We start from the raw sequence: 22,383 nt of genomic DNA, 5'->3' as shown, positions 1-22,383 counted from the left end.
AGGGAGTCACGAGCGGGCGCAACGGCGCGCTGCGCTCCATCACCGGGATGAGTTGTGAACACATTGAAGATCTCGACGCGGCTGGCCCTTCTCATTGGCCTTTTCGCCCTCTTGCTCGCCGCTTCGGGCACCCTGGGGCTGTACGCCGCCAGCCGAGCCAACGACTCCCTGCAAACCGTCTACGAGGACCGCACGGTCTGCCTCGCGCAGCTCGCCGAGGTCGAGCGGCGCATGCTGTCCAACCAGGTGGCACTCCATGACGCCGCGTTGGCGAGCGCCAGCGCCGAAGCCGTCGCGGCAGGTGTCGCCACCGTCGAAGACAACATCGCGGCGATCAGCAAGGTCTGGAAGGACTACACCGCCACCTACCTGACACCCCGCGAGGCCGAGCTGGCGAAGACTTTCGCGCAGGAGCGCGGCGCCTTTGCGGAGCAGGGCCTGCGGCCCGCGCTGCAGGCGCTGAAGGCGGGCAACCGGGAGGCTGCGCAGCGCCTGATGGTCGAGCAGGTCGGGCCGCTGTTCACGGCGCCGGCGCGCACCCTGCACCAGCTGGTACAGCTGCAGATCGACGTGGCCAAGCAGGAGAACGACGCCGCCGTGGCCCGCTACGCGACGATGCGCTCGATCGCCATCGGCGCGATCGTCCTGGGCGTGCTGGCCGGCTCCCTCTTCGGGGCCGCGATGGCACGCGGCATCGTCCGCCAGCTCGGCGGCGAGCCGCACGAGGTGCTCGGCATCACGCGTGCCATCGCCGCCGGCGACCTGGGGACCGAGATCCGCGTGCCCCCCAACGCATCGGCCAGTGTCGTCGCCGGCATGGCCGAGATGCAGCAGTCCCTGCGAGAGATCGTTCGCACCGTGCGGGCGAGCAGCGAATCCATCGCGACCGGCTCGTCCCAGATCGCCACCGGCAACGCCGACCTGAGCCAGCGCACCGAGGAGCAGGCGTCGAACCTGCAGCAGACCGCGGCGTCGATGGAGCAGCTCAGCGCCACCGTGAAGCACAACGCCGAGACGGCGCAGGAGGCCTCCCGGATGGCCTCGTCGGCGAGCAGTGTCGCCAACCGCGGCCAGGAGGTGGTGAGCCAGGTCGTCAGCACGATGGACGACATCTCGCAGGGCTCGCACCGGATCGCCGACATCATCGGCGTGATCGACGGGATCGCCTTCCAGACCAACATCCTCGCGCTGAACGCCGCGGTCGAGGCCGCACGCGCAGGCGAGCAGGGACGCGGTTTCGCCGTCGTGGCTGGAGAGGTGCGGTCGCTCGCGCAGCGCTCCGCTCAGTCAGCCCGCGAGATCAAGCAGCTCATCGAGACGAGCGTCGACAAGGTCGCCACCGGCGCCAGCCTGGTGGCCGATGCCGGCAGGACGATGGAAGAAGTGGTGGGGCAGGTGATGCGCGTCAACCAGCTCATCTCCGACATCAGCGCCGCAGGCCACGAGCAGACGACCGGCATCGGCCAGGTGAGCAACGCGGTATCGCAGCTGGACCAGGTCACGCAACAGAACGCCGCGCTGGTGGAGGAAAGCGCCGCCGCCTCCGAGAGCCTGAACCAGCAGGCCCGCAGGCTGGTGGAGGCGGTGGCGGTGTTCAAGCTCGCCGCCGCCTGAGCCGAGTGCCGCCGGGTGGCGGAAGCGGTGAGATTCGAACTCACGGAGGGGGTAAGCCCTCGCCGGTTTTCAAGACCGGTGCCTTAAACCACTCGGCCACGCTTCCACAGGTTGGCGGCGATCGTACCGCCGGTTTTGCCTGCGCTCACATCGCTGGCGCGATATGAGCACTGGCGCAATGTCCGCAAGCGGCCATTGTCAAGACCGGTGCCTTGAACCACTCGGCCACGCTTCCACAGGTTGGCGGCGATCGTACCGCCGGTTTTGCCTGTGCTCACATCGCTGGCGCGATATGAGCACTGGCGCAATGTCCGCAAGCGGCCATTGTCAAGACCGGTGCCTTAAACCGCTCGGCCACGCTTCCGCGGTAGGAAGGGCGCTACTTTAGCGCAGGGGCCGGACCCTTCCTGCGCGGACGCGTCAGAGCTTGACCTTCACCTCCAGCTGAATGCGCCGCGGGTCGGTCAGGCCGGCGTAGTACGGCGAGCCCACGACAGACGACAAGTTGCTGAGGAACCGCACGTACTGCTTGTCGAACAGGTTGTTCACGATGAGGCCGACGCCCCAGCGTTTGGACGGGGCCTCCCAGCCGATGCGGGTGTCGACGCGGGTCTGGGCTTCGCCGACTTCCCAGCCGGGGGCCTTGAGGCAGCTGCCCTGGGCGACCGAGTCGTCGTTGCAGCGGGTGCGGCCGAGGTAGGAGCCCTGCAGCGTCCAGTTGGCCGTGCCGTCGGCCAGGGCCCATTGCACGTCGGTGCCTAGCGTCAGGGTGTTGATCAGGGGCGTGCCGTAGGGTTGGCCGGAGAGGTCGGGCTGGTCGCCGGCCAGGTGCCGCTGGCGCTTGTAGGTCTGGTCGATGTATTCCATCGAGCCGAAGAGGCGCCAGCCGCGCGAGACCTGCCATTGAGCCTCGAGGTCCAGGCCGGTGGCCTGCACGTCGGTACTCGTGACGACGTAGGCCGGAATGGGCAGGCTGCGGTCCAGGACGATGCTCTGCAGGTCCTTGAACACGTAGTGGAAGAGCGACGCACCGTAGCTCAGGCCGCTGTTTCCCAGGCGACCCTTGATGCCGAGCTCGTAGCTGGTGATGTTCTCCGGCGCAAAGTTGCCGCCGTTGACCGAATTGAAGCCACCCGCCTGGTAGCCCCGCGTCGCCGAGGCGAACACCATGGTGTCCTTGTCGAGGTGGTGGTCCAGCACCAGGCGGGGGCTGACGTTGTTCCAGCGCTTGCTCGCGTAGACCGGGGCGGCGCGCCAGTCGGGGTTGTCGAACTCGACGTTGTGGGTGCGCAGGTAGTCGGCAAAGAAGGCGAGCTGCGCGGCGGTCGCGGGATCGAGCGCGCCGGCGGCCACCAGGGCGTCGAAGAACTCAGGCGTGAAGACGGCGAGCTGCGGATCCAGTCCCGGCGCCGAGCGCAGCGGGTTGTACCAGCTGAACTTCTTCTCGTCGCGGGTGAAGCGCACGCCGGTGGTCAGGTTGGTCGACGGGCCCAGGTGCCAGATCAGGTCGCCGAAGACGGCGTAGGCCTTGGCATCCAGCGTGTTGTGCATGTCCTCCTGCCAGGTCTGGCCGAGCAGGTCGATCTGCGGCAGCCCGGCGGCGAGCGCGAGCTGGTCGAAGGTGAGGAAGGGCGCGAAGCCGACGTCCGGGTTGTGCGAGAACAGCGTGTCCAGCGAGGTGCTGCTGGTGTTGATCTGGCTGGTCTGCTCGGCCTTCTCGCGTGAAAGGCTCAGGCCCGCCAGCCAGTCCACGGTCTCGTTGTTGCCGGCCAGTCGGAACTCCTGCTGCCAGGCGGTGTTCTTCTCGAAGTTGCTCGTGTTCAGTTGCGAGGCGATGTTGTCCGTGCCGTCGTTGTCCTGCGCGTTGGCGCTGTTGAAGTGGCGCCAGCCGGTCAGGCTGGAGAAGGTGGCGAAGCCCAGGTCGTGCTCCAGGCGCAGCGTGAGGCTGTCGAGCTTGCGTTCCTCGCGTCCATCAGCCGGGTCGTTGCGCAGCGGCTGCTTGCGCGGGTCGACGAAGCTGGAGGTGTCGGTCGGGAAGACCGGCGTCGTCGCGGTCACGGCCCAGACCGGGCGCGGCCGCTGGTCCAGGTCCTCGTGCTCCCAGGCGAGCACGGCACTGGTGGCACTGGCCGGGTTCCAGCCCATCGCCAGCCGGGTGCCCCAGGCGTTGTCCTGCGGTGCGCGCTGGGCGGTGGTCACGTTGGTGGTCCAGCCCTCGCGACGCTGGGTGACGGCCGAGAAGCGCAGCGCGAGGTCGTCGGTCAGGGGTTGATTGACCATGGCCTCGGTGTGCAGGGTGGCCTGGTTGCCCAGGCGCACCAGCCCGCTGGCGGCGAACTCGCCGACCGGGTCGTTGGTGACGATAGAGATCGCGCCGGCGGCCGAGTTGCGGCCGAAGAGCGTGCCTTGCGGGCCCTTGAGCACCTCGATGCGCTTGATGTCGTTGAAGTTGACGAGCGCACCGCCCGTCTTGCCGGCGTAGATGCCGTTGACGTAGACGCCCACCGGCGAATCGGTGCCTATGCCGAAATCGGCCGTGCCCAGGCCGCGGATGGTGAAGTTGGGCTGGGTCGGCTCGGTGGCGTCGATCTGGACGCCCGGCGTGAAGCTGGAGATCTCGGCGATGTTCACCGCGCCGACCTTGGCGATCTGCTCGGGGCCTATGAGCTGGATGGCGATCGGAACCTGCAGCACCTCCTGCCGGCGGCCTTGGGCGGTCACCTCGACGACCTGGGCGTCGTTGCCCACTGGCTTGGCATCGCCGGCGGCCGGCTGCGCCTGCCCCCAGGCCGAGGCGCCGAATCCGGCGACGGCGCACAGCGCGGCGGTGGCCAGCGCGCTGCGGCGAAGGGGGATGCATCGGGTGAATCGGGTCATGGGGACTCTCCTCCGGATCACGAATTTGTCAGGGCGAGGTGCAGCGGCCCGGCAGCGAGGCTATCCATTGCCGCACCAGCCTCAGGCCGTCCTCGTGGACCGTGTTGCGGCCCAGCTCGGGCATCATCACGCCGCCCTCGTTGCTGGCCAGGCGGAAGGCCATGATCGAGGCGTCAGGCTGGCCCGGCACGATGCCGAACAGCCGGTCGCCCGTGCCCTTGCCGGCCGCCACCGGCGGCTTGCACAGGCCCATGTGCCAGTCCACCGGCGCGAAGGCATCGAGCCGCAGGGCGGTGTTGCTGGCCGTGGCGTTGGCCTGGTGGCAGTGGGCGCAGTTGATGTCGAGGTAGGCGCGGGCACGCTCGGCCAGTGGGGCGCGCTCGTCGCGCCAGTCGGCCGCGTGCGGCAGCTCATGCCAGTCGGCCGAGGTGGGCACGCCGGTGAGGAAGCCGGCCTTCACCCAGCGCGCCAGCTGGTTGTCGTTGCCGTCCGCGTAGTGCAGCTCCCGGTTCAGATGCCGCGCCTTGGGGCCTATGGGCGTGAAGACCTTGTTCTTCAGGTTGACGACGTGGCAGGAGGCGCACTGGTTCTCGTTGGGCACGACGTAGGTGAAGCGCTGGTGCCGGCCGCGGTCGTCCACCAGCTCGAGCTGCTTCTGGTCGCCGGTGCGCTCCAGCGTGGCCTCGGTCTGCGCCTCGTTCCAGACGTAGGGCAGGGCCTCCCAGCCGCTGTCACGGCGCACCAGCAGGCGGGTCTCTATGAGGCGCACCTGGGTGAGATCGAGGCCTTCGGCGGGCGAGGGCGTGGAGATGGCGCTCGTCTGCCGTACCAGCGCCGAATCGGTGGGCGCACCATCGACCTTGGGGTAGTAGAAGGTCTTGCTGAGGATGGTGCCGACCGGAAAGTCGAAGGCCTGTTCCGCGTCATAACGAGCGGCCCGGCCGGCCGGCACCCAGACGGTTCTCAGCTTGTGGGCGTGGTCGCTGAACAGGGGCGTGTTCAGGTCGTAGGGCAGCACCCCGGCGTTGAGCTGCAGCCGCTGCCCGCTGCGCTCGACGACATGCCAGTCGGACAGCTTCTCGGGCTTGCCGTCGGCAATGAAGTTCACCGGCGCAGGGGCGCGCTGGCAGGCCGCCAACAACGAAGCGAGCGCCAGCGGCGCAACCCAACGACAGCGCATTCGGATCAGGATGATTTGGCGGTCAGCGTCACTTGAGACAACCGCGGCAGGTCGCAGCGCATCTCGTCGGTCACCAGGCGGGGGTTCTTGTACTTGTTGGGCCCGTCGGCGTTGAGCACCCCGGCCTGGCCGTTGTTGACGCAGACCCGCGCCTCCGGCTGGCCGGCCGTCTTGGGGTCGGCGTAGCCGTCCCACAGCACGTCGGGGAAGCGACCGTTCAGGCCGAACATCGCGGTCTTCAGCACCTTGAGGTCGACGCCGTCGGGCGAATCCCCACCGCCGGAGAAGCGGTTGTCGTGCACGTAGATCGCCTTGGGGTACGGGTCGTAGCCCGGCTCGACGCCCTTGTCGCTGTAGTAGCCGGTGGAGAAGTAGCTCGAGATGATGACGTTGGCCGTGCGGTTGTCGAGCACGTCGTTGTCGAAGATCTCGACCTTGGCGTTGGAGTTCACCACCACGCCGGAGCCTGCCGGCACGCTGGCCACCGCCGTGCCCTTGGCGCCGAAGTTGCCGAGGTTGTTCTGCTCGACGCGGTTCTTGTAGACGCGGGTCGAGTGCCCCGGCTGCGAAAGGTTGGGCATGTTGAACACCAGGATGCCGCCGGTGTTGCCGGTGGCCACGTTCTCGGTCACGTCGGCATCGATGGTGTTCTCGATCTCTATGCCGGCCACGTTCTGCTCGGCGCGGCAGCGGCGCACGATCACGTTCTTCGACTGGCCGACGTAGATGCCGGCATCCGAGGCGCCGAAGGACTGCGAATCCTCGATCAGCACGTTGCGGGTCTTGACCGGGTAGATGCCGTACGCACCGTTGCTGGTCTTGGGGCCGTCGGTCCAGCGCACCCGCACGCTGCGGATGGTGATGTTCTCGCCGTCGTTGATCTTCAGGCCGTCGCCCTGGCTGTCCTCGATCGTCAGGCTCTCGATGGTGAAGTCGCTGGCCTGCACCATGAGCCCTTCAGGGCCGGCGACCTGGCCGCGGAAGGACAGGATGGTCTTGTCCAGGCCGGCACCGCGCAGCGTGACGCCGTCGACGCGCAGCGACAACCCGCGGTCCAGGTGCCAGCGGCCGGCCGGGATCTCGATCACCGAGCCGGGCTTGGCATCCAGCAGCTGGGTCTGCAGCTTCTTCTGGAAGGCCGCGTCCACCGGCAGGTCCCCGGCGCGCTGGTTCGCGTCAGGAGCCGTCTTGCTGCAGCCGGCGAAGCCCAGCGCGGCTGCGGCGGCGCAGGCCGCCGCACGGCGGCTCCATCGTGACAACTGCATGGATTGACCTCGCTCAAATTCCTCGGGCTGAAGAAAATGTAGCAAAGGCTATCGTTTGCGGCGTCCGGAGTTACCCCGGTGGCCGTCCGCCCAACTGCTCGCGCAGGTGATCGACGAACACGCGCACCTTCGGCGAAAGCTGCCGGCTCGAACTCCACAGCGCGTTGAATCGGCCGTTGGCGCCGACGAGATCCGGCAGCACGGGCAGCAAGCGGCCGTCGGCCACGGGCTCGCGCACCAGGAAGTCCGGCAGGCACACGATGCCCAGGCCTCGAAGGGCGGCGCCGAGCACGGCCTCGATGTGGTTGCAGGCCAGCGTGGTGCGCACGCGCAGTTCGGCCGTGTTGGCGTCGTCGAGCAAAGGCCAGTCGAGCAGCTTGCCGGAGTTGGGATGCCTGAACCGCGCGGCGGTGTGCCGCTCCAGGTCGCGCAGCGTGGCGGGCGCTCCCATGCGACGCAGGTAGCCTGGCGAAGCCCAGAGCCCGAGGCGGAAGGCCTGCAGCGGCCGGCAGACGAGGCCGGAGTCGGGCAGGTCGCCGCTGCGGATGGCGACGTCGATGCCGGCCTCGACCAGGTCCACCGTGCGGTCGGTGAAGTGCAGGTCCAGCTCGATCTCGGGGTGGCGCGCCAGGAAGTCGGGCAGCACCGGCAGCAGGAAGTGGTGGCCGACGACAGGCGCGCTGATGCGCAGCAGGCCGCGTGGCGCCTCACGCGAACGGGCCAGCGTTGCCTGTGCATCGTCGAGCTCATCCAGGATGCGCCGGCAGCGCTCGTGGAAGAGGCGGCCCTCGGGGGTCAGCTGCATGCGCCGGGTGCTGCGCTGGAGCAGGCGCACGCCGACCTCCTGCTCCAGCCGCGCCACGGCCTTGCCGACGGCCGAAGGCGACAGCCCCAGCGCACGGCCCGCGGCGACGAAGCTGCCGAGGTCGGCGGTTCTCACGAAGGACATCAGTCCGTTGAGTTTGTCCATGAACGGATTGAAGCGATTTCTTCCGCAATGTACCTACCGAACGGACGTTCTTGGCCTATTCAAGCTGGGATAGCCTCTGTGGCATGCCCGCACTGACCTTTGTCGCCGTTCGCTCCTGGCCACCACCCGACGGGGTGGAGGAGCTGCTTCGCGAATACAAGGCCTGGCTCTTTCGCGAGGCGGCGCAAGGTGGGTTGGCGCTTGACCTGGAAGGCGGGCCGAGCGGGGCCCACGACGAGGTGCTGGCCGCCATCTGCTCCGCGACCCCATCGGCCGGTGCGCTCTACCTGCTGACGATGGACGGCCAGCCCGCGGCGTTGGGCGGCTGGCGCGTGCTGCAAGACGGAGTAGCGGAGATCAAGCGCCTGTACGTGCGCCCCTCTCTGCGCGGGTCGGGCCTGGGGCGGCGGATGCTGCAGCAGTTGATGTCCGACGCGCGGAGGCAAGGCTGCCTCGAAGTCTGCCTCGACACCGCGCCGTTCATGGCGTCGGCGCGCCGTCTCTATCTCGCGGAAGGCTTCGTCGACGGCGCTGCGTGCGAGGGCACCGAAGTTCCGGTCGAGTGGCATGCAAGGTGGCACTTCATGCGGCGTTCGCTGCAGGAGTAAGTCCGTGCTTTCGTGCCGGTCACGCGCCTCGCTGCGCCTTGTCTTCGCACTCGTGCTGCTGCCCTTGATGCTGCAGGCGGTGGGCCTGCACTGGGTACGGATGCTGGACACCTGCCTGCTGTACGTGATGCTGGGCCTCGGCATGAACATCGTCGTGGGCTATGCGGGCCTGCTCGACCTGGGCTATGTCGCCTTCTATGCCGTCGGCGCCTATGCCGGCGGCCTGCTCGGGTCCACGCACCTGACCGACCACCTGGGCGCACTGGGCGCGATGTTCCCCGGCGGCCTGCATGCGCCCTGGTGGCTGACGCTGCCCCTCAGCGCCGCGCTGGCCGGCCTGGGCGGCATGCTGCTGGGCGCGCCGACGCTGAAGCTGAGGGGCGACTACCTGGCCATGGTGACGCTGGGCTTCGGCGAGATCGTGCGCCTGTTGATGGTCAACCTGACGGATCCGGTCAACCTCACCGGAGGCGCGCGAGGCCTGGGGCCCATCGACGCCATCCGCCTGGCCGGGCTGGACCTGGGCCGGCCGCTGTCGATCGGCCCGTGGGAGATCGCCTCGGTGACGCTGCATGGCTACCTGCTGCTCGCGCTGGCCGGCCTGACGGTGCTGGTGAGCCATCGGCTCCAGCGCTCCCGCATCGGCCGCGCGTGGATGGCGATCCGCGAGGATGAGCTCGCCGCTGCCGCGATGGGCCTCCGGCTGCGCGACCTGAAGCTCGCCGCCTTCGCCATCGGCGCCAGCTTCGGCGGCGTCACGGGCTGGGTCTTCGGCTCGCTGCAGGTCTTCATCTCGCCTGAGGCCTTCAGCCTGCAGGAGTCCATCCTCATCGTGGCCATCGTCGTGCTCGGCGGCCCGGGCCAGGTGCGCGGCGTGGTCCTGGCCGCTGTTCTCCTGTCGGGCCTGCCCGAGCTGCTGCGCTACCTGGTGGTGCCGCTGCAGGCACTGAGCGACGGCCGCCTGGACGCCGGGGTGATGCGGCCGCTGTTCATCTCGCTGGCCATGGTGGGCACCATGCTTTGGCGCCCTCAGGGGCTGTGGCCCGCTATCCGGGAATCTGCGACTGCGCGCAACGGACCTGGGTGACCTCGCGACGGCCCCCGTCCACGCGCACGGCGGTGAGTTCGCCGCCCCAGACGCAGCCGGTGTCGAGCGACAGCAGGTCGGGCCGGTTGATCAGGCCCAGCGTCGACCAGTGGCCGAAGGCGATCGGCTGGCCGGCGCTGGCCCGATGCGGGTGCTCGAACCAGGGTGCGAAGCCCGGCGGCGCGGTCTCGGCCGCGTCCTTGCTGTCGAACTCCAGCGTGCCGTCGGCCGAGCAGAAGCGGATGCGGGTCAGCACGTTGACGATGAACCGCATGCGCTCTATGCCGGTGTGGGCCTCGTCCCATCGCACGGGCTCGTTGCCGTACATCTGCGGCAGGAAGTCGCGCAGCGCCGGGCCGCGCAGCATGGCTTCGACTTCGCCTGCCAGTGCCATCGCGCGCTCGGCGCTCCACTGCGGCACCAGGCCGGCGTGGACCAGCAGCCAGCCTTCGGCCCGGTCCGCCAGGCGGCCCTGGCGCAACCATTCGAGCCAGGCCTCGCGCCGGGGGTGGTCGAGGATGTGGGTCAGCGTGTCGCGCTTGTGCGCCGGGCGCACGCCGGCGGCCACTGCCAGCAGGTGCAGGTCATGGTTGCCCAGCAGGTAGCCGGCGCTGGAGCCCAGGCCGTGCAGGCGCTCCAGCACCTGCAGCGAGCCCGGACCGCGGTTGACCAGGTCGCCGAGCACGTGCAGGCGGTCGCGCGAGGGCGAGAAGCCGATCTCTTCGAGCAGGCGCTCGAAGGCGTCGCAGCAGCCTTGAAGGTCGCCGATGAGGTAGTGCATTTGGTGATTCCGTCCTGGAAGTGGCGGCCGTCGCGGGCGATTCTGCTACGCTCACGCCCCATTTCCTGTCTCTCCCGCGGCGCCTGCGTCCCCCCGGCCCGCCCCTCATGGACGTCGCGCTCCTCGTTTTCCTGATCCTGCTCAACGCCTTGTTCGCCATGTCCGAGATGGCGCTGTCGGCCAGCCGCAAGGCACGCCTTCAGGTGATGCTGGAGGCCGGTGAATCCGGGGCCCAGGCCGCGATCGACCTGCACGACAACCCCACCAAGTTCCTCTCGACGGTGCAGATCGGCATCACCTCGATAGGCATCCTCAACGGCATCGTCGGCGATGCGGCGTTCTCCGGGCCGCTGTCCGCCTGGCTGACCGGCACCTTCGGCCTTTCGGAGCGCCCGGCCGACATCACCGCCACCGCTCTGGTGGTCTTCATCATCACCGTGCTGTCGATCATCTTCGGCGAGCTGGTGCCCAAGCGCCTGGGCCAGATGTACCCCGAGACGGTGGCGCGCCTGGTGGCGCGGCCGATGGAGTGGCTGTCGGCCGCAACCCGTCCGCTGGTGGCGGCGCTGGCCTTCTGCACCGAAGGGATCCTGCGCCTGATGGGCGTGCGCGGCGGCCCGCCGCGCAGCGTGACCGAGGAAGAGATCGCCGCCAGCCTCGAAGAAGGCCTGGACGCCGGCGTGATCGAGGCGCAGGAGCACCAGATGGTGCGCAATGTGTTCCGCCTCGACGACCGGCAGATCGGCTCGATGATGATCCCGCGCGCCGAGATCAAGTGGCTCGATGCGAACGCCTCGCTGGAGGAGGTGGTCTCCACCGTCACGTCGGAAGAGCATTCGCGCTATCCGGTGTGCCGCGGCGGCCTCGACGACGTGATCGGCGTCGTCGCCGCGCGCAGCCTGCTCAGGCCGCTGGCTGACGGCACCATCACGGCGCTGGCGGATCACCTGCAGGCGCCTGTGTTCGTTCCAGAGACGCTGTCGGGCATGGAGCTGCTGGAGCACTTTCGCACCTCCGGTGCCGAGCTGGTGTTCGTGGTCGACGAGTACGGCGCGGTGCAGGGCGTGATCACCGTACGCGACGTGCTCGAGGCGATCACCGGCGAATTCGGCACCCCCAGCGACGACGATGCCTGGGCGGTGCAGAGAGAGGACGGCAGCTGGCTCATCGACGGCCTCATCCCCGTGCCGGAACTGAAGGACCGACTCGAACTGAAGGACCTGCCCGAGGAAGACCGCGGGCGCTACAACACCCTGGCCGGCATGATCATGCTGCTGCTGGGCCGGCTGCCCCGCATCACCGACCTGGTGGAGTGGGAAGGCTGGCGTTTTGAGGTGGTGGACCTCGATGGCAAACGGGTCGACAAGGTGCTCGCGACGAAGCTGCACGACCCGCACGATTCTGGAGACTGAAAGTGATCAACCCCGAGCTGCACAAGAAGCCCATGGCGCTGGACCGTGTGGCGCACCGCGACCTGAAGATCCGCCGCGAGCTGAGCGCGCTGGACGCCACCGCGCACCTCAACGCGTTCTTCATCACCGCCGCCGAATTCTCGGACGCCTGCAAGGAGTACCCCATCCTCTTCCTGCGCGCGGGCAAGGACAACGAGGGGCGCGAGCTGTGCGCGCCGGTCACCGTATTCGGCCTGCAGAAGGGCGAGAACCTGGTCTACCGCCACGGCCGCTGGAATGCGCGCTACGTGCCGGCACTGATCCGCGCCTACCCGTTCGCGATGGCGCCCACGCCGGACCAGCAGTACGTCGTCTGCTTCGACGAGACCTCGCCGGTGTTCTCCACCACCGAGGGTCAGCCGCTGTTCAAGGAGGACGGCGAGCCCACGCCCTACCTCGAGGACGTGCGCGGCTTCGTCGAGAAGATCGAGGTCGAGGTGGACCGCACCCGGCTGGCTGGCCGCAAGCTGATGGAGCTGAAGCTGCTGCAGGACAAGCGCTTCGATGCCACGCTGCCCGACGGCAGCAAGGTGGTGGTGGACGGCTTCATGGCGATCGACGAGGAGCGGCTGAAGAACCTCTCCGACGCGGAGGTGCTGGAACTGCAGCGCACCGGCCTGCTGGCGCTGATCCACTTCCACATGACCTCGATGAGCAACATGAGCCAGCTGCTCGAGATCCATGCAGAGAAGCGTGCCGCCGAAGCGGCCAATGCGTCGCCTGCGTCCTGACAAGGCTGCAGGCCAACGGCAGCCGCGGCGCTCGGCGCGCGGTCACTCCACGGCGCGGATCTTGCGCACCAGCATCCCGCCCAGCAGCGTGACCACCGCCGAAGCCGCATACAGCGCCGGGTAACCCCCGGCCTGGGTGACCAGCACGGCGGCGACTGCCGGCGCCAGCACCTGCGGCGCGGAGTTGGCGATGTTGATCACGCCGAGGTCCTTGCCGCGGTCGCAGGCGGCGGGCAGCACTTGCGTGACGAGCGCCTGGTCCACGGCCAGGTAGATGCCGAAGCCCAGGCCCATCAGCACCGCGGCGGCCATCGCCACCGGCCACGTGGGCCACAGCGCCAGGAGCGCGTTCGCGGCGGCCATCACGACGCCCGACAGCAGCACATGCGACTTGCGCCGGCCCGTGCGGTCCGACCAGGTCCCGCTGGCGAACGCGGCCGCCAGCACGCCCGCGGTGTACAGGCCGATCAGCAGGAGCAGGCCATCCTCGGCACGCTCGCCCGGGAACAGCAGCTCGTAGTGCACCGCGTCGCGCAGGAAGTACAGCAGGTACAGCGTCGCCAGCGCGTTGCCCAGGTTCAGCAGGAAGCGCGTGAACCAGGCCCAGGCGAAGTCCGGCGCCCGGCGCGGGCTGATCCACAGCCCCAGCAGTGCCTCGCGCCAAGGGGCCGACGATGCACCCGGCACGGCCGGCACGCGCCACACGAACGGCAGCCCGGCGGCCACCAGCAGCATCGCGACCAGGGCGTAGCCCGTTTCGATGCCGTGGCCATCTCCGGTCGTCGCCACCGCCGTGACCACCACGGTGCCGAGCACCACGCCCAGCGGCTGGCTTACCCCGGCCCAGGCACTGCAGCGGGCGCGCTGCGACACCGGCACCTGGTCCGGCACCTCGGCCGTCAGCGCCGAGAGCATCGCGTTCAGCGCTGCCTGCGCGAGGCACCACCACAGCGCGATGCCGGTCAGCGTGGCCTGGCGCCCCAGCATCACGAGCGCGCCGGCGCCGACCAGCGCGCCGCCCAGGGTCCAGGGATGACGGCGGCCGAGGCGCGTGCGCGTGCGGTCGGAGGCGGCCCCGAACAGAGGATTGGCGATCATGGCCACCAGCGCCCCGGCGGCGGTCACGTAGCCCAGCGCTGCTTCCTTGGCCGCCGGCGCCACGGCTTCCATCTGCTGCGCCAGCAGCACCTGGATAGGCGCGAACAGCGCCATCCACAGCCCCAGGTTCGCCAGCGCCAGCAGCACCATGAAGGCGGTGCCGACAGGGCGGGTCGGCTCGTTCACCGTTGCGCCGCGATCAGGGCGCGGTACCAGCGGTACGAGGCCTTCGGGGTGCGCCGCTGCGTCTCCCAGTCCACGTGCACGAGGCCGAAGCGCGGCCGATAGCCTTCGGCCCACTCGAAGTTGTCCAGCAGCGACCAGACGAAGTAGCCGCGCACATCGACACCGGCGTCCATCGCGTGGTGCAGTGCCTGCAGGTGGCTGTCCAGATAGGCGATCTGCCGCTCCTCGGGCAGCGCGGCGCCGTTCTCGGTGATCAGGATCGGCGGAAGGCGCTCGCCGAAGCGTGCCTTCAGGCCGACCAGCGCCTCGGTGAAGCTCCCGGGCAGCACCGGCCAGCCCATGTCCGTGCGTTCGACCCCGCCCGGCGGCTCGGCCTCGACGATAGGCACCGGGGCGTCCGCAGGCGCGGCACGCACGATGTTGGCGTTGTAGAAGTTGATGCCGAGGAAGTCGAGCGGCTGCGCAATCGTCTCCAGGTCGCCCGCCTGCACGACTCCAGGGTCGACCATCGGCAGCTCAGAGTAACGGCCCCGCAGCAGCGGCTCGATGTGCAGACCGAGGTGCAGGCGGTCGAGCAGGGCCGCGGCCTCCACATCGGTGGCCGCGTCGGACGCGGGCCATGCCGGCGCAAGGCTTTGCGCGATGCCCACCTGCGCCGCCGGCGACTCGGCCCTCAGCACCTGCACGGCCAGCCCGTGCGAAAGCAGGAGGTGGTGCACCACCGGGAACAGCCCGAGGCCGAGTTCGAGCGCCGGCGCATGCGTGCCCAAGGCGTGCCCGAAGACCGCATGCTCGAAGGTTTCGTTGTGCGTGATCCAGCGCGCCACCCGGTCACCGAGCCGCTGCACGATGAGTTGCACGACATCGGCGAAACGCTGTGCCGTGGCGCGGTTCAACCAGCCGCCGTCGTCTTGCAGGGCCTGCGGCAGATCCCAGTGGTACAGCGTCGGCAGCGGCTCGATGCCGCGAGCGAGCAGGCCGTCGACCAGGCGCTCGTAGAAATCCAGGCCGACGGCGTTCGCCGGCCCCTGTCCGCTCGGCTGCACGCGAGGCCAGGCGATCGAGAAGCGGTAGGCTCCGACGCCCAGGTCGGCCAACAGGGCCAGGTCTTCATCGACGCGGTGGTAGTGGTCGCAGGCGACCTCGGCAGTCTCGCCGCGCGCGATGCGGCCCGGCTCTGCGCAGAAACGGTCCCAGATCGACGGCCCGCGACCGCCCTCGGCCAGCGCGCCTTCGATCTGGAAGGCCGAGGTCGAGACGCCCCAGAGGAACCCGGACGGGAAGCGCTTCACGGGCCGACCCTCCTTGAACATGAGCATTGATCAGAATATATTGTGAGCGTTGATCATGTGTCAAACCCGATGACCCTCGAACACCGCGCCCCCCGGCAGCAGCGCAGCAAGGACCGGGTCGAAGCGATCCTGGAGGCCGCGCTCGGGCTGGTCGTCGAGCAGGGCGCCGAGGCGCTGGCCATGCGCGAGGTCGCGCGCCGGGCGGGCGTGCAGATCGGCTCGATCTACCAGTACTTCCCATCCAAGGCGGCCGTCATTCGCGAGCTGGCCTGTCGCAACCTCGAGCGCGTGCACGAGTTGCTGGCCCACGAGGTGGAGCAGCTCTTCGCGGGCCGGCGCCGGCCGGCGCCGTCGACGGCGGTCAACCGCGTGGTGGATGCGTACTTCGCGCACTACCGCGACCAGCCCGAGGCCATGGCCGTGTGGGCGGGTGCGCAATCCGACCCCGAACTGCACCAGCTCGAGGTGGAGGACACCCGCAGCACGGCGCGCTTCATGGTGTCGCCGCTGGCGAAGGTCCTCCGCCGTGACGACGAGGAAGCGATCTACGCGCTGGCGCTGCTGATGAACGAGGTCACCAGCGCGGCGGTCCGCCTGGCGCTGTCGGTGGAGTCGCCGCTGCGCGAGCAGCTGGTGAAGGACCTGAAATCGATGCTGATTGCCACGCTGCTGGCACAGCGCGCATGACCCCAGCGAGGCGAAGCATGAGGATGCCGCTCGAATCTTGGGCTGCCGATATCTGCCCGCCATGGCAGCTATGGCCAGGCGGGCCCGGCAACATGGGAGTTCCCCGCTTGGGCTGCCGGCAAGCCGCGGCGTAAGCTGCCGCGGCTGTCCCCACCGAGGAGCTCCCGCATGAACAGAACGATCCGCTCGTTGGCCGGCTTCGCCGCCGCGATGGCCGGTGCCCTGCTGGCCGCCCCTGCCGCGGCGCAGGAAGTGACGCTGAAGTTCCACCACATCTGGAACCCGCAGGCCATGGCCTCGGTGAACCTGATCCAGCCCTGGTGCGACAAGGTGGCCAAGGAGTCGTCGGGCAAGCTCAAGTGCCAGATCCTGCCGGCCATGTCCGGCGGGGGCACACCACCGCAGCTGGTGGACCGCGTCAAGGACGGCGTCGACGACCTCGTCATCACGCTGCCGGGCTACACCGCCGGCCGATTCCCGGCGATGGAGGTCTTCGAGCTGCCCTTCATGTGCAACTCGGCCGAGGCCGGCGCCCGCGCCGCCTGGGATTACCTGCAGAAGTACGCGCTCGGCGAGTTTCCGGGCACCAGGATCCTGGCCATCTGGGTGCACGACGAGGGCTACATCCACACCCGCGACAAGCAGGTGAAGACGCTGGCCGACTTCAAGGGCCTGAAGATGCGAGCGCCCACCCGGCAGACCAACAAGCTGCTGGCCTCGCTGGGCGCCTCGCCGGTGGGCATGCCGCTGCCGGCCATCCCCGACGCGGTGAGCAAGGGCACGATCGACGGCTTCCTGCTGCCCTGGGAGGTGATGCCTTCACTGAAGCTGCAGGAGCTGGTCAAGTACGACAGCGAGACCGATCCGAGCCGGCCGGCGCTGTACAGCGCGGTTTTCATCTTCGCGATGAACCAGGCCAAGTACGACAGCCTGCCGCCGGACCTGAAGAAGGTGATAGACGCCAACAGCGGCGCTGCCTTGTCGCAATCCGTGGGCAAGCTGTGGGACAACAGCCAGGCGGCCGGCCGCAAGGCCGCGGTGGACCACGGCAACGTGCTCTACACCATCCCCGGCACTGAGCTGGACAACTGGGTCAAGGCCTCGGCGCCGCTGTACACGGCCTGGGTGTCCGACGTCGAAGGCAAGGGCCTGCCCGCCAAGCAGATGCTGCAGGATGCGAAGGACCTGCTGGCCAAGTACAAGACCGCTCCATGACGATCTCCAACCGGCCCACGGCCCGGTCCGTCGTCGGGGAGCGGTCGCGTTGCGTGCGGCTGCGGTGACAGGCAGGCCGCTGTGAACCACTTGCTGCGACAGCTGTCGCTGCTTTTCGCCGTGCTGGGGGGCGGGGTCGCCTGCATCGTCGCTGCAATGACGGTGACCTCCATCGTCATGCGGGCCGGCCTCTCGCGCCCCATCGCCGGCGATGTCGAGCTGACGCAGTTCGGCATCGCGCTGGCCATCTCGCTGTGCCTGCCCTGGGCCCAGCTGCACGGCGCCAACATCATCGTGGACTTCTTCACCCAGGCGCTGCCCGAGCGGGCCAACCGCCGGCTCGATGCGTTGGGCGCGCTGCTGCTGGCGGCGATGTGCGCGCTGCTGTCGTGGCGCACTTCGGTCGGCGCGATCGCGGTGCGCGAGGCGGGCGAGACCTCGATGATCCTGGACCTGCCGATGTGGTGGACCTACGCCTCGCTGGCGCCGGGGCTGGCCTTGTCCGCGCTGGTGGCGCTGGTGCAGGCCTGGCGAGGCGGTCGCGGGCAGGCCCTGGTCGAGAACTAGAAGCTTTTTCAGAGGGACGCATGGACCCGTTGTGGATCGGGCTGGCGATGTTCGCCGGCATGCTGCTGCTGATGGCGCTGCGCGTGCCCATCGCCGCCGCCATGTTCATCCCCGGCGCGCTGGGCTACTGGGCGATGACCAGCGAGCCGGCGCTGCTGAACCAGCTCAAGGGCAGCGCGGTGGCCCGGCTGACGGTGTACGACCTGTCGGTGATCCCGCTGTTCCTGCTGATGGGGCAGTTCGCCACGCAGGGCGGTCTGTCGCGCTCACTGTTCCAGGCGGCTGCGGCGTTCGTCGGCCACATCCGCGGCGGCCTCGCCATGGCGGCCGTGCTGAGCGCGGCGGCCTTCGGCGCCGTGTGTGGCTCGTCGGTCGCGACCTCGGCCACCATCACGCAGGTCGCCTATCCGGAGATGAAGGCCCACGGCTACAGCGGCCGGCTCGCCACGGCCACGCTGGCCTCGGGCGGCACCCTGGGCATCCTCATCCCGCCTTCGGTGCCGCTGGTGGTCTACGCGATCCTCACCGAGCAGAACATCGCCAAGCTGTTCGCCGCGGCGATGGTGCCGGGCATCCTGGCGACGATCGGCTACCTCATCGTCATCGCGCTGGTGTGTCGCTGGCGGCCGGCCCTGGCGACGCCGAGCGAGCCGCTGCCGTGGCCCCAACGCTGGCGCGCGTTGGCCGGCGTGTGGCCCATCGTCACCATCTTCCTGGTCGTCTTCGGGGGCATCTACGGCGGGCTGTTCTCGCCGACGGAAGGCGCCGCGGTGGGCGCACTCGGCACCTTCGTGGCCGCCATCGCCAGGCGCGAGCTCAGCCGCGCCGGCGTGGTGAAGAGCTTCATCGGCACCGCCGAGACGTCGGCGATGGTGTTCATGATCTTCCTCGGCGCCGACATGATGAATGCCTCGCTGGCCCTCACGCAGATGCCGCGCCTGCTGGCGGACTGGGTGGCTCACCTGCATGTCGCGCCGCTGCTCATCGTCGGCGCGGTGATGCTCTTCTACCTGCTGCTGGGCTGCGTGATGGACGAGCTGTCGATGATGCTGCTCACCATCCCCGTGCTGTTCCCGGCCATCATGGGCCTGGAGCTGTGGGGCCTGAACCCCGAGATGAAGGCGATCTGGTTCGGCATCCTGGTGCTGATGACGGTGGGCATCGGCATGACGGCGCCACCCGTGGGCCTGAACGTCTACGTGGTCAACAGCATCGCCAAGGACGTGCCCATGAGCGAGACCTACAAGGGCGTGTTCCCCTTCCTCGCCACCGATGTGCTGCGAACGCTGGCGATGCTGTTCTTCCCGGGGCTGTGCCTCGGGCTGGTGGAGTTGTTCTACTGAGCGCCCCGGGAGGTTCGGGCCCTCTCGGGGTGACGCGGCACCCGGATCGTCAGCCGCCCGTCCTCAGCCGGTAGATCCCGCCGCCCGAGTCGGTGGTGCCGTACAAGCGCCCGTCCTGCGCGAGCAGCAGTTCCCCGGAAGGCCAGAAGCCGTTGACGTAGTCATCCTCGACGAATCGGTGCAGGAGCTTCAGCGTCCCGTCCGGGTTCAGGCGATAGACGGTGCCGGCCCCCAGGCCACCTTCTTGGGTGACGCCGTACAGGCGGCCCGCGGCATCGCTGATCACGCCGCCGCTGGGGCTGGCGCCGTCGTGCGGTTTGCCGGTGAAGTGATGCAGCACGGTCAACGCGCCGTCGGTGCCAAGCCGGAAGATGGTGCCCTGTCCGAGCGGCCCGGGGCCGTCGCCGCCGAGGCGCGCGGTGCCGACGAGCGAGCCGTCGGGCATCGGCAGCAGCGGCGTGGAGGGCACCATGCCGTCCGGATCCTTCCAGCCGAAGAAGTGGACCTCCTCCTCGCTCGATCCGTCACGCGCGAAGCGGAGGATGGAGCCGTTGCCAGTCTGTCCGCCGTACTCGGTCACGGTGTAGAGGTAGCCGTCCGCCGCCTCGGCGAGCCTGGCGGAGGCGGTGGCGCTCTCCACGCTGCGCATCGCGGTGAAGACGCCATCGGGCGTCAAGCGGTAGAGCACGCCGTGACCGTACTGGCCGCCACTCTCCGTGACCCCGTAGAGGCTGCCGTCGCTGGCGCTCAGCGGCGCGGTCATCGGGTAGGAGCCGTCGCTGCCGGCAAAGGAGTGCACGAGCGTGGCCTGGCCCGCGGCGTCGACGGCGAACAGGGTGCCCAGCTGGCTGCTGCCGCCGTAGCGGTTGCTGCCGTACAGGCGCCCGTCCGGACCCAGGCAGAGCGGCGCATAGGTATCCCAGCCCAGCTCGCCGGTCTGGCTGAACGAGGCGACGACTCTCAGCCGGCCCCCGGGCGTGCCGCGGAACACGCTGCCCGACCGCTTCCTGCCGCCCACGCGGCTGGTGCCGTGCAGCCGGCCATCCGGCGTCTGGACCAGGCTGCCGGCAGGAAGGAACGCCTCCTTGAGAGCGAAGTCGTGGACCACCTCGAAGCCGTGGTCCGCGGCGGCCCATGTCCGTGGGCTGCATGCCATGCCCGCCAGGGCCGCCAGCATCGTCCGGCGGCCGATGGCCGCGTGTCCTGCGAGGTCCGACGCTTCTTCATCTCGTTCGATCATGGAATCTCCCCGTTTGAAAGTGGATTCGAAAGTCCGTGGCGTGGTGCCAGGGGCGCAAGCGGGCCGGCGAGGGGCCGTCCCTGGCCCGATACAATCGCGCCCTCTCGTCATGGGGGAGTAGCCACGCGGCACCGCGACGCCAGTCGTTCCTGCCGCGGCCGCTGTCAACACACTTGGCGCCTCGCGCGCCATGGCAGCGGCAGCCCGATGCGGCATCGGGCCCGGCCAGACCTTTGACCTGTGCATCCTCGCGTGGCCGGGAGGATGCATCGGTCATCGGTATCCCGCCGGCCCCGGACCCCCTTTCGATGCAAGCCTTCCTCATCTCCACCGGTGTCGTCGCCCTGGGCGAAATGGGCGACAAGACGCAACTGCTGGCCCTGCTGCTGGCCGCGCGGTTCAAGCGACCCTGGCCCATCATGGCCGGCATCCTCGTCGCCACCCTGGCCAACCACGCCGCCGCCGGCTGGCTCGGCGCCGGCATCGCCGCCTGGCTGGGCCCGCAGCTGCTGCGGTGGGTGATCGGCCTCTCGTTCATCGCCATGGCGGCCTGGATGCTGGTCCCCGACGAGGCGGACGAAGCGCCTGGCGGCACCGGCCGCTTCGGCGTCTTCGGCACCACGGTGGTGGCGTTCTTCCTCGCGGAGATGGGCGACAAGACCCAGATCGCCACCGTGGCCCTGGCCGCCCGGTATGCGAGCCTGGCCGCGGTGGTGGCGGGCACCACCCTAGGCATGATGATCGCCAACGTGCCCGCTGTGCTGCTGGGCGACCGGGTGGCGAAGAAGGTGCCGATGCGGCTGGTGCACGCCATCGCCGCCGCGATCTTCGGCGTGCTGGGCGTGGCGACGCTGCTCGGCGTGGGCGGCACCCCCTAGCCGGGAACGCATCAAGGCTTCAGACGGAAGATCCCGCCGGCGAAGTAGGTCGTGCCGTACAGGCGGCCATCGCTGGCGGCCAGCAGCCGGCCCTTCGGCCTGTATCCGGAGACGTTGTCCTGGTCGGCGAAGCGGTGGAGCACCCGCAGCGAGCGGTCCGGATCCAGGCGGTAGACCACGCCGCCGTCTCCCGTCCCTCCGTGGGTGACGCCGTGGAACTGCCCCGGGGACAGCTCGATCAGCCCGCCACCGGGATGCCCGCTGCCGCGGCCGCCCGTGAAGCCGTGCAGCACCTCGAGGCCGCCGCCCAGGCCGACGCGGAAGACGGTCCCGAAGCCGGCTGGTCCGCCGTCGTGGGCCACGCCGACGAGAGAGCCGTCGGAGGCCTGCAGCAGCGCCGCGTCCGCCTGCGTGCCTTCGTGGCCATCGGCGGCAAAGGCGTGCACCTCGTCCAGCGTGGCCCCGTCCGGACTCAGCCGGATCACGGCGCCCTGGCCGACCCCGCCGGACGAGGTCGTGCCGTAGAAGTACCCATCGCTGGCCTCGATCAACTCGCCCTTCGGCGCGTTCTCCAGGCTGCGCAGCACGGTGAATGCGCCGGAGGGTGTCAGCCGGTAGAACACGCCGGCGAAATGCTCCCCGCCCGAGGACGTGCAGCCGTACAAGTTGCCGTCGCTGGCGGCCATCAGGCCGGCCAACGGCAGGCTGCCATCGGTGTAGCCGAACTGATGCATCGGGGTCACGTCGCCCGTGGACTCGACCGCGAACAGCGTCCCGAAGTTGCCGGGACCCCCGTAGTAGTTCGCGCCGTACAGCCGGCCGTCCGCTCCGATGCACAGCGGCGCGTAGGGATACCAGCCTGCCGCGCCGTGCTTGCTGAACGAGGCCTGGACCTTCAGCCTGCCGCGGGTCGAGCTGCTGAAGACGGTGCCGTGCCAGCGCTGGCCGCCGCCGTGGGTGGTGCCGTGCAGGCGACCGTCGGGTGTCTGGACCAGGCTGCCGTTCGGGTTGTAGCCGTCATCGACCTCGAAGAAATGGACGACCTCGAAACCGTGGTCGGCGGCGCGGGCCGAAGGCGCGAGGATCGTGCCTGCAAGGCAGCCCAGGGCGGCCCGGCGGGTGAGCTGCGGCATCGTTGGAACTGTGGTGACGGCACTGGTCTGGCTTTGCTCGATCGGCATGGGGCTCCCGTGGTGGTCTGGTTCGCCGGTGCGAAGTGCCGGCGGCGTTGCATGCTCCGGGCAGCGACCGCTGGCTTCCATCCCGTGGAGAAGGGGAGCGGGATCCCCCCGAAAATCCGTCTTAGGGCCGGC

At 69.3% G+C, this 22,383-nt stretch carries 19 protein-coding genes, 1 tRNA gene and 1 riboswitch; of the genes, 10 read left to right on the top strand and 10 right to left on the bottom strand.

Annotation, left to right across the window (positions count from 1 at the left end; all coding sequences use genetic code 11):
* Positions 1–54: 54 nt before the first annotated feature.
* On the top strand, positions 55–1,614 hold the full coding sequence (locus tag ACS5PM_RS24675) for a methyl-accepting chemotaxis protein (protein WP_439390413.1): 1,560 nt from the start codon (positions 55–57) through the stop codon (positions 1,612–1,614).
* 16 nt (positions 1,615–1,630) lie between these two features.
* Here the strand turns inward: ACS5PM_RS24675 and ACS5PM_RS24670 are convergent.
* The 5 genes from ACS5PM_RS24670 to ACS5PM_RS24650 all read right to left on the bottom strand — a co-directional run bounded on the left by ACS5PM_RS24670 (position 1,631) and on the right by ACS5PM_RS24650 (position 7,906).
* Positions 1,631–1,720: transfer RNA gene (locus ACS5PM_RS24670), tRNA-Ser, on the bottom strand.
* 314 nt (positions 1,721–2,034) lie between these two features.
* On the bottom strand, positions 2,035–4,491 hold the full coding sequence (locus ACS5PM_RS24665) for a TonB-dependent receptor (protein WP_439390412.1): 2,457 nt from the start codon (positions 4,489–4,491) through the stop codon (positions 2,035–2,037).
* 28 nt (positions 4,492–4,519) lie between these two features.
* Positions 4,520–5,671 (bottom strand): SO2930 family diheme c-type cytochrome, encoded by a 1,152-nt coding sequence (locus ACS5PM_RS24660; protein ID WP_439390411.1) that lies wholly within the window; start codon positions 5,669–5,671, stop codon positions 4,520–4,522.
* 5 nt (positions 5,672–5,676) lie between these two features.
* Positions 5,677–6,936 carry a parallel beta-helix domain-containing protein gene (locus ACS5PM_RS24655; RefSeq protein WP_439390410.1) on the bottom strand — a complete coding sequence of 420 codons (1,260 nt, stop codon included), beginning with the start codon at positions 6,934–6,936 and terminating at the stop codon, positions 5,677–5,679.
* 70 nt (positions 6,937–7,006) lie between these two features.
* Positions 7,007–7,906 (bottom strand): LysR family transcriptional regulator, encoded by a 900-nt coding sequence (locus ACS5PM_RS24650; RefSeq protein ID WP_439390408.1) that lies wholly within the window; start codon positions 7,904–7,906, stop codon positions 7,007–7,009.
* Positions 7,907–7,989: 83 nt separating this feature from the next.
* Here ACS5PM_RS24650 and ACS5PM_RS24645 point away from each other — a divergent pair, with 83 nt between their 5' ends.
* Together ACS5PM_RS24645 and ACS5PM_RS24640 are read left to right on the top strand one after the other, a co-directional pair.
* Positions 7,990–8,514, top strand: a complete 525-nt coding sequence (locus ACS5PM_RS24645) for a GNAT family N-acetyltransferase (RefSeq protein ID WP_439390407.1) — start codon at positions 7,990–7,992, stop codon at positions 8,512–8,514.
* 67 nt (positions 8,515–8,581) lie between these two features.
* Complete coding sequence (locus ACS5PM_RS24640; RefSeq protein WP_439390658.1) at positions 8,582–9,601, top strand: ABC transporter permease subunit; 1,020 nt, start codon at positions 8,582–8,584, stop codon at positions 9,599–9,601.
* Here ACS5PM_RS24640 and ACS5PM_RS24635 read toward each other — a convergent pair.
* Positions 9,561–10,382 (bottom strand): symmetrical bis(5'-nucleosyl)-tetraphosphatase, encoded by an 822-nt coding sequence (locus tag ACS5PM_RS24635; RefSeq protein WP_439390406.1) that lies wholly within the window; start codon positions 10,380–10,382, stop codon positions 9,561–9,563. The two genes, ACS5PM_RS24640 and ACS5PM_RS24635, sit on opposite strands and share 41 nt — an antisense overlap.
* 107 nt (positions 10,383–10,489) lie before the next feature.
* Between ACS5PM_RS24635 and ACS5PM_RS24630 the strand changes: the two genes are divergently transcribed.
* Positions 10,490–11,794 (top strand): hemolysin family protein, encoded by a 1,305-nt coding sequence (locus ACS5PM_RS24630; RefSeq protein ID WP_439390405.1) that lies wholly within the window; start codon positions 10,490–10,492, stop codon positions 11,792–11,794.
* A gap of 2 nt (positions 11,795–11,796) precedes the next feature.
* Entirely contained in the window at positions 11,797–12,564 is a 768-nt protein-coding gene (locus ACS5PM_RS24625; protein ID WP_439390404.1) for a SapC family protein, read from the top strand.
* A 42-nt stretch (positions 12,565–12,606) separates the two neighbouring features.
* Here ACS5PM_RS24625 and ACS5PM_RS24620 read toward each other — a convergent pair whose 3' ends face one another.
* Together ACS5PM_RS24620 and ACS5PM_RS24615 are read right to left on the bottom strand one after the other, a co-directional pair.
* On the bottom strand, positions 12,607–13,848 hold the full coding sequence (locus ACS5PM_RS24620; protein ID WP_439390403.1) for an MFS transporter: 1,242 nt from the start codon (positions 13,846–13,848) through the stop codon (positions 12,607–12,609).
* Positions 13,845–15,140, bottom strand: coding sequence for a GH1 family beta-glucosidase (locus ACS5PM_RS24615; protein ID WP_439390402.1), 1,296 nt, complete (start codon positions 15,138–15,140; stop codon positions 13,845–13,847). The genes ACS5PM_RS24620 and ACS5PM_RS24615 overlap by 4 nt, the downstream gene beginning before the upstream one ends.
* Positions 15,141–15,209: 69 nt before the next feature.
* On the opposite strand from ACS5PM_RS24615, the gene ACS5PM_RS24610 reads away from it, so the two are divergent.
* The 4 genes from ACS5PM_RS24610 (at position 15,210) to ACS5PM_RS24595 (ending at position 18,952) form a co-directional block, all read left to right on the top strand.
* The gene (locus ACS5PM_RS24610; protein ID WP_439390400.1) at positions 15,210–15,827 is read left to right on the top strand and encodes a TetR/AcrR family transcriptional regulator; all 618 of its coding nucleotides are present in this window, start codon (positions 15,210–15,212) and stop codon (positions 15,825–15,827) included.
* Positions 15,828–15,995: 168 nt separating this feature from the next.
* Positions 15,996–17,042, top strand: coding sequence for a TRAP transporter substrate-binding protein (locus ACS5PM_RS24605; protein WP_439390399.1), 1,047 nt, complete (start codon positions 15,996–15,998; stop codon positions 17,040–17,042).
* 81 nt (positions 17,043–17,123) lie between these two features.
* Positions 17,124–17,609 carry a TRAP transporter small permease gene (locus ACS5PM_RS24600; protein ID WP_439390397.1) on the top strand — a complete coding sequence of 162 codons (486 nt, stop codon included), beginning with the start codon at positions 17,124–17,126 and terminating at the stop codon, positions 17,607–17,609.
* 20 nt (positions 17,610–17,629) lie between these two features.
* Positions 17,630–18,952: a TRAP transporter large permease gene (locus ACS5PM_RS24595; RefSeq protein ID WP_439390395.1), complete on the top strand. Its 1,323-nt coding sequence runs from the start codon at positions 17,630–17,632 to the stop codon at positions 18,950–18,952.
* Positions 18,953–19,001: 49 nt separating this feature from the next.
* Here ACS5PM_RS24595 and ACS5PM_RS24590 read toward each other — a convergent pair whose 3' ends face one another.
* Positions 19,002–20,192 (bottom strand): choice-of-anchor tandem repeat GloVer-containing protein, encoded by a 1,191-nt coding sequence (locus ACS5PM_RS24590; RefSeq protein WP_439390393.1) that lies wholly within the window; start codon positions 20,190–20,192, stop codon positions 19,002–19,004.
* Between the two features lie 100 nt (positions 20,193–20,292).
* A riboswitch (yybP-ykoY riboswitch) is annotated at positions 20,293–20,414 on the top strand.
* A gap of 86 nt (positions 20,415–20,500) precedes the next feature.
* Here ACS5PM_RS24590 and ACS5PM_RS24585 point away from each other — a divergent pair.
* The gene (locus ACS5PM_RS24585; RefSeq protein WP_439390391.1) at positions 20,501–21,070 is read left to right on the top strand and encodes a TMEM165/GDT1 family protein; all 570 of its coding nucleotides are present in this window, start codon (positions 20,501–20,503) and stop codon (positions 21,068–21,070) included.
* Positions 21,071–21,081: 11 nt separating this feature from the next.
* Here ACS5PM_RS24585 and ACS5PM_RS24580 read toward each other — a convergent pair whose 3' ends face one another.
* Positions 21,082–22,251, bottom strand: coding sequence for a choice-of-anchor tandem repeat GloVer-containing protein (locus tag ACS5PM_RS24580; protein WP_439390389.1), 1,170 nt, complete (start codon positions 22,249–22,251; stop codon positions 21,082–21,084).
* Between the last annotated feature and the right edge of the window lie 132 nt (positions 22,252–22,383).

Source organism: Ideonella flava (assembly GCF_051857595.1).
Classification (GTDB): Bacteria; Pseudomonadota; Gammaproteobacteria; order Burkholderiales; family Burkholderiaceae_C; genus Ideonella.
Note: the sequence above shows the minus strand (reverse complement) of the source record. Positions and strands in the feature narration are given on the sequence as shown.

Bases quoted from the DNA above. Each gene is read 5' to 3' on its own strand.
- ACS5PM_RS24650 (WP_439390408.1), bottom strand. From the start codon at position 7,906: ATGGACAAACTCAACGGACTGATGTCCTTCGTGAGAACCGCCGACCTC.
- ACS5PM_RS24655 (WP_439390410.1), bottom strand. From the start codon at position 6,936: ATGCAGTTGTCACGATGGAGCCGCCGTGCGGCGGCCTGCGCCGCCGCA.
- ACS5PM_RS24610 (WP_439390400.1), top strand. From the start codon at position 15,210: ATGACCCTCGAACACCGCGCCCCCCGGCAGCAGCGCAGCAAGGACCGG.
- ACS5PM_RS24585 (WP_439390391.1), top strand. From the start codon at position 20,501: ATGCAAGCCTTCCTCATCTCCACCGGTGTCGTCGCCCTGGGCGAAATG.
- ACS5PM_RS24580 (WP_439390389.1), bottom strand. From the start codon at position 22,251: ATGCCGATCGAGCAAAGCCAGACCAGTGCCGTCACCACAGTTCCAACG.
- ACS5PM_RS24595 (WP_439390395.1), top strand. From the start codon at position 17,630: ATGGACCCGTTGTGGATCGGGCTGGCGATGTTCGCCGGCATGCTGCTG.
- ACS5PM_RS24660 (WP_439390411.1), bottom strand. From the start codon at position 5,671: ATGCGCTGTCGTTGGGTTGCGCCGCTGGCGCTCGCTTCGTTGTTGGCG.
- ACS5PM_RS24640 (WP_439390658.1), top strand. From the start codon at position 8,582: ATGCTGCAGGCGGTGGGCCTGCACTGGGTACGGATGCTGGACACCTGC.
- ACS5PM_RS24630 (WP_439390405.1), top strand. From the start codon at position 10,490: ATGGACGTCGCGCTCCTCGTTTTCCTGATCCTGCTCAACGCCTTGTTC.
- ACS5PM_RS24605 (WP_439390399.1), top strand. From the start codon at position 15,996: ATGAACAGAACGATCCGCTCGTTGGCCGGCTTCGCCGCCGCGATGGCC.
- ACS5PM_RS24635 (WP_439390406.1), bottom strand. From the start codon at position 10,382: ATGCACTACCTCATCGGCGACCTTCAAGGCTGCTGCGACGCCTTCGAG.
- ACS5PM_RS24645 (WP_439390407.1), top strand. From the start codon at position 7,990: ATGCCCGCACTGACCTTTGTCGCCGTTCGCTCCTGGCCACCACCCGAC.
- ACS5PM_RS24590 (WP_439390393.1), bottom strand. From the start codon at position 20,192: ATGATCGAACGAGATGAAGAAGCGTCGGACCTCGCAGGACACGCGGCC.
- ACS5PM_RS24665 (WP_439390412.1), bottom strand. From the start codon at position 4,491: ATGACCCGATTCACCCGATGCATCCCCCTTCGCCGCAGCGCGCTGGCC.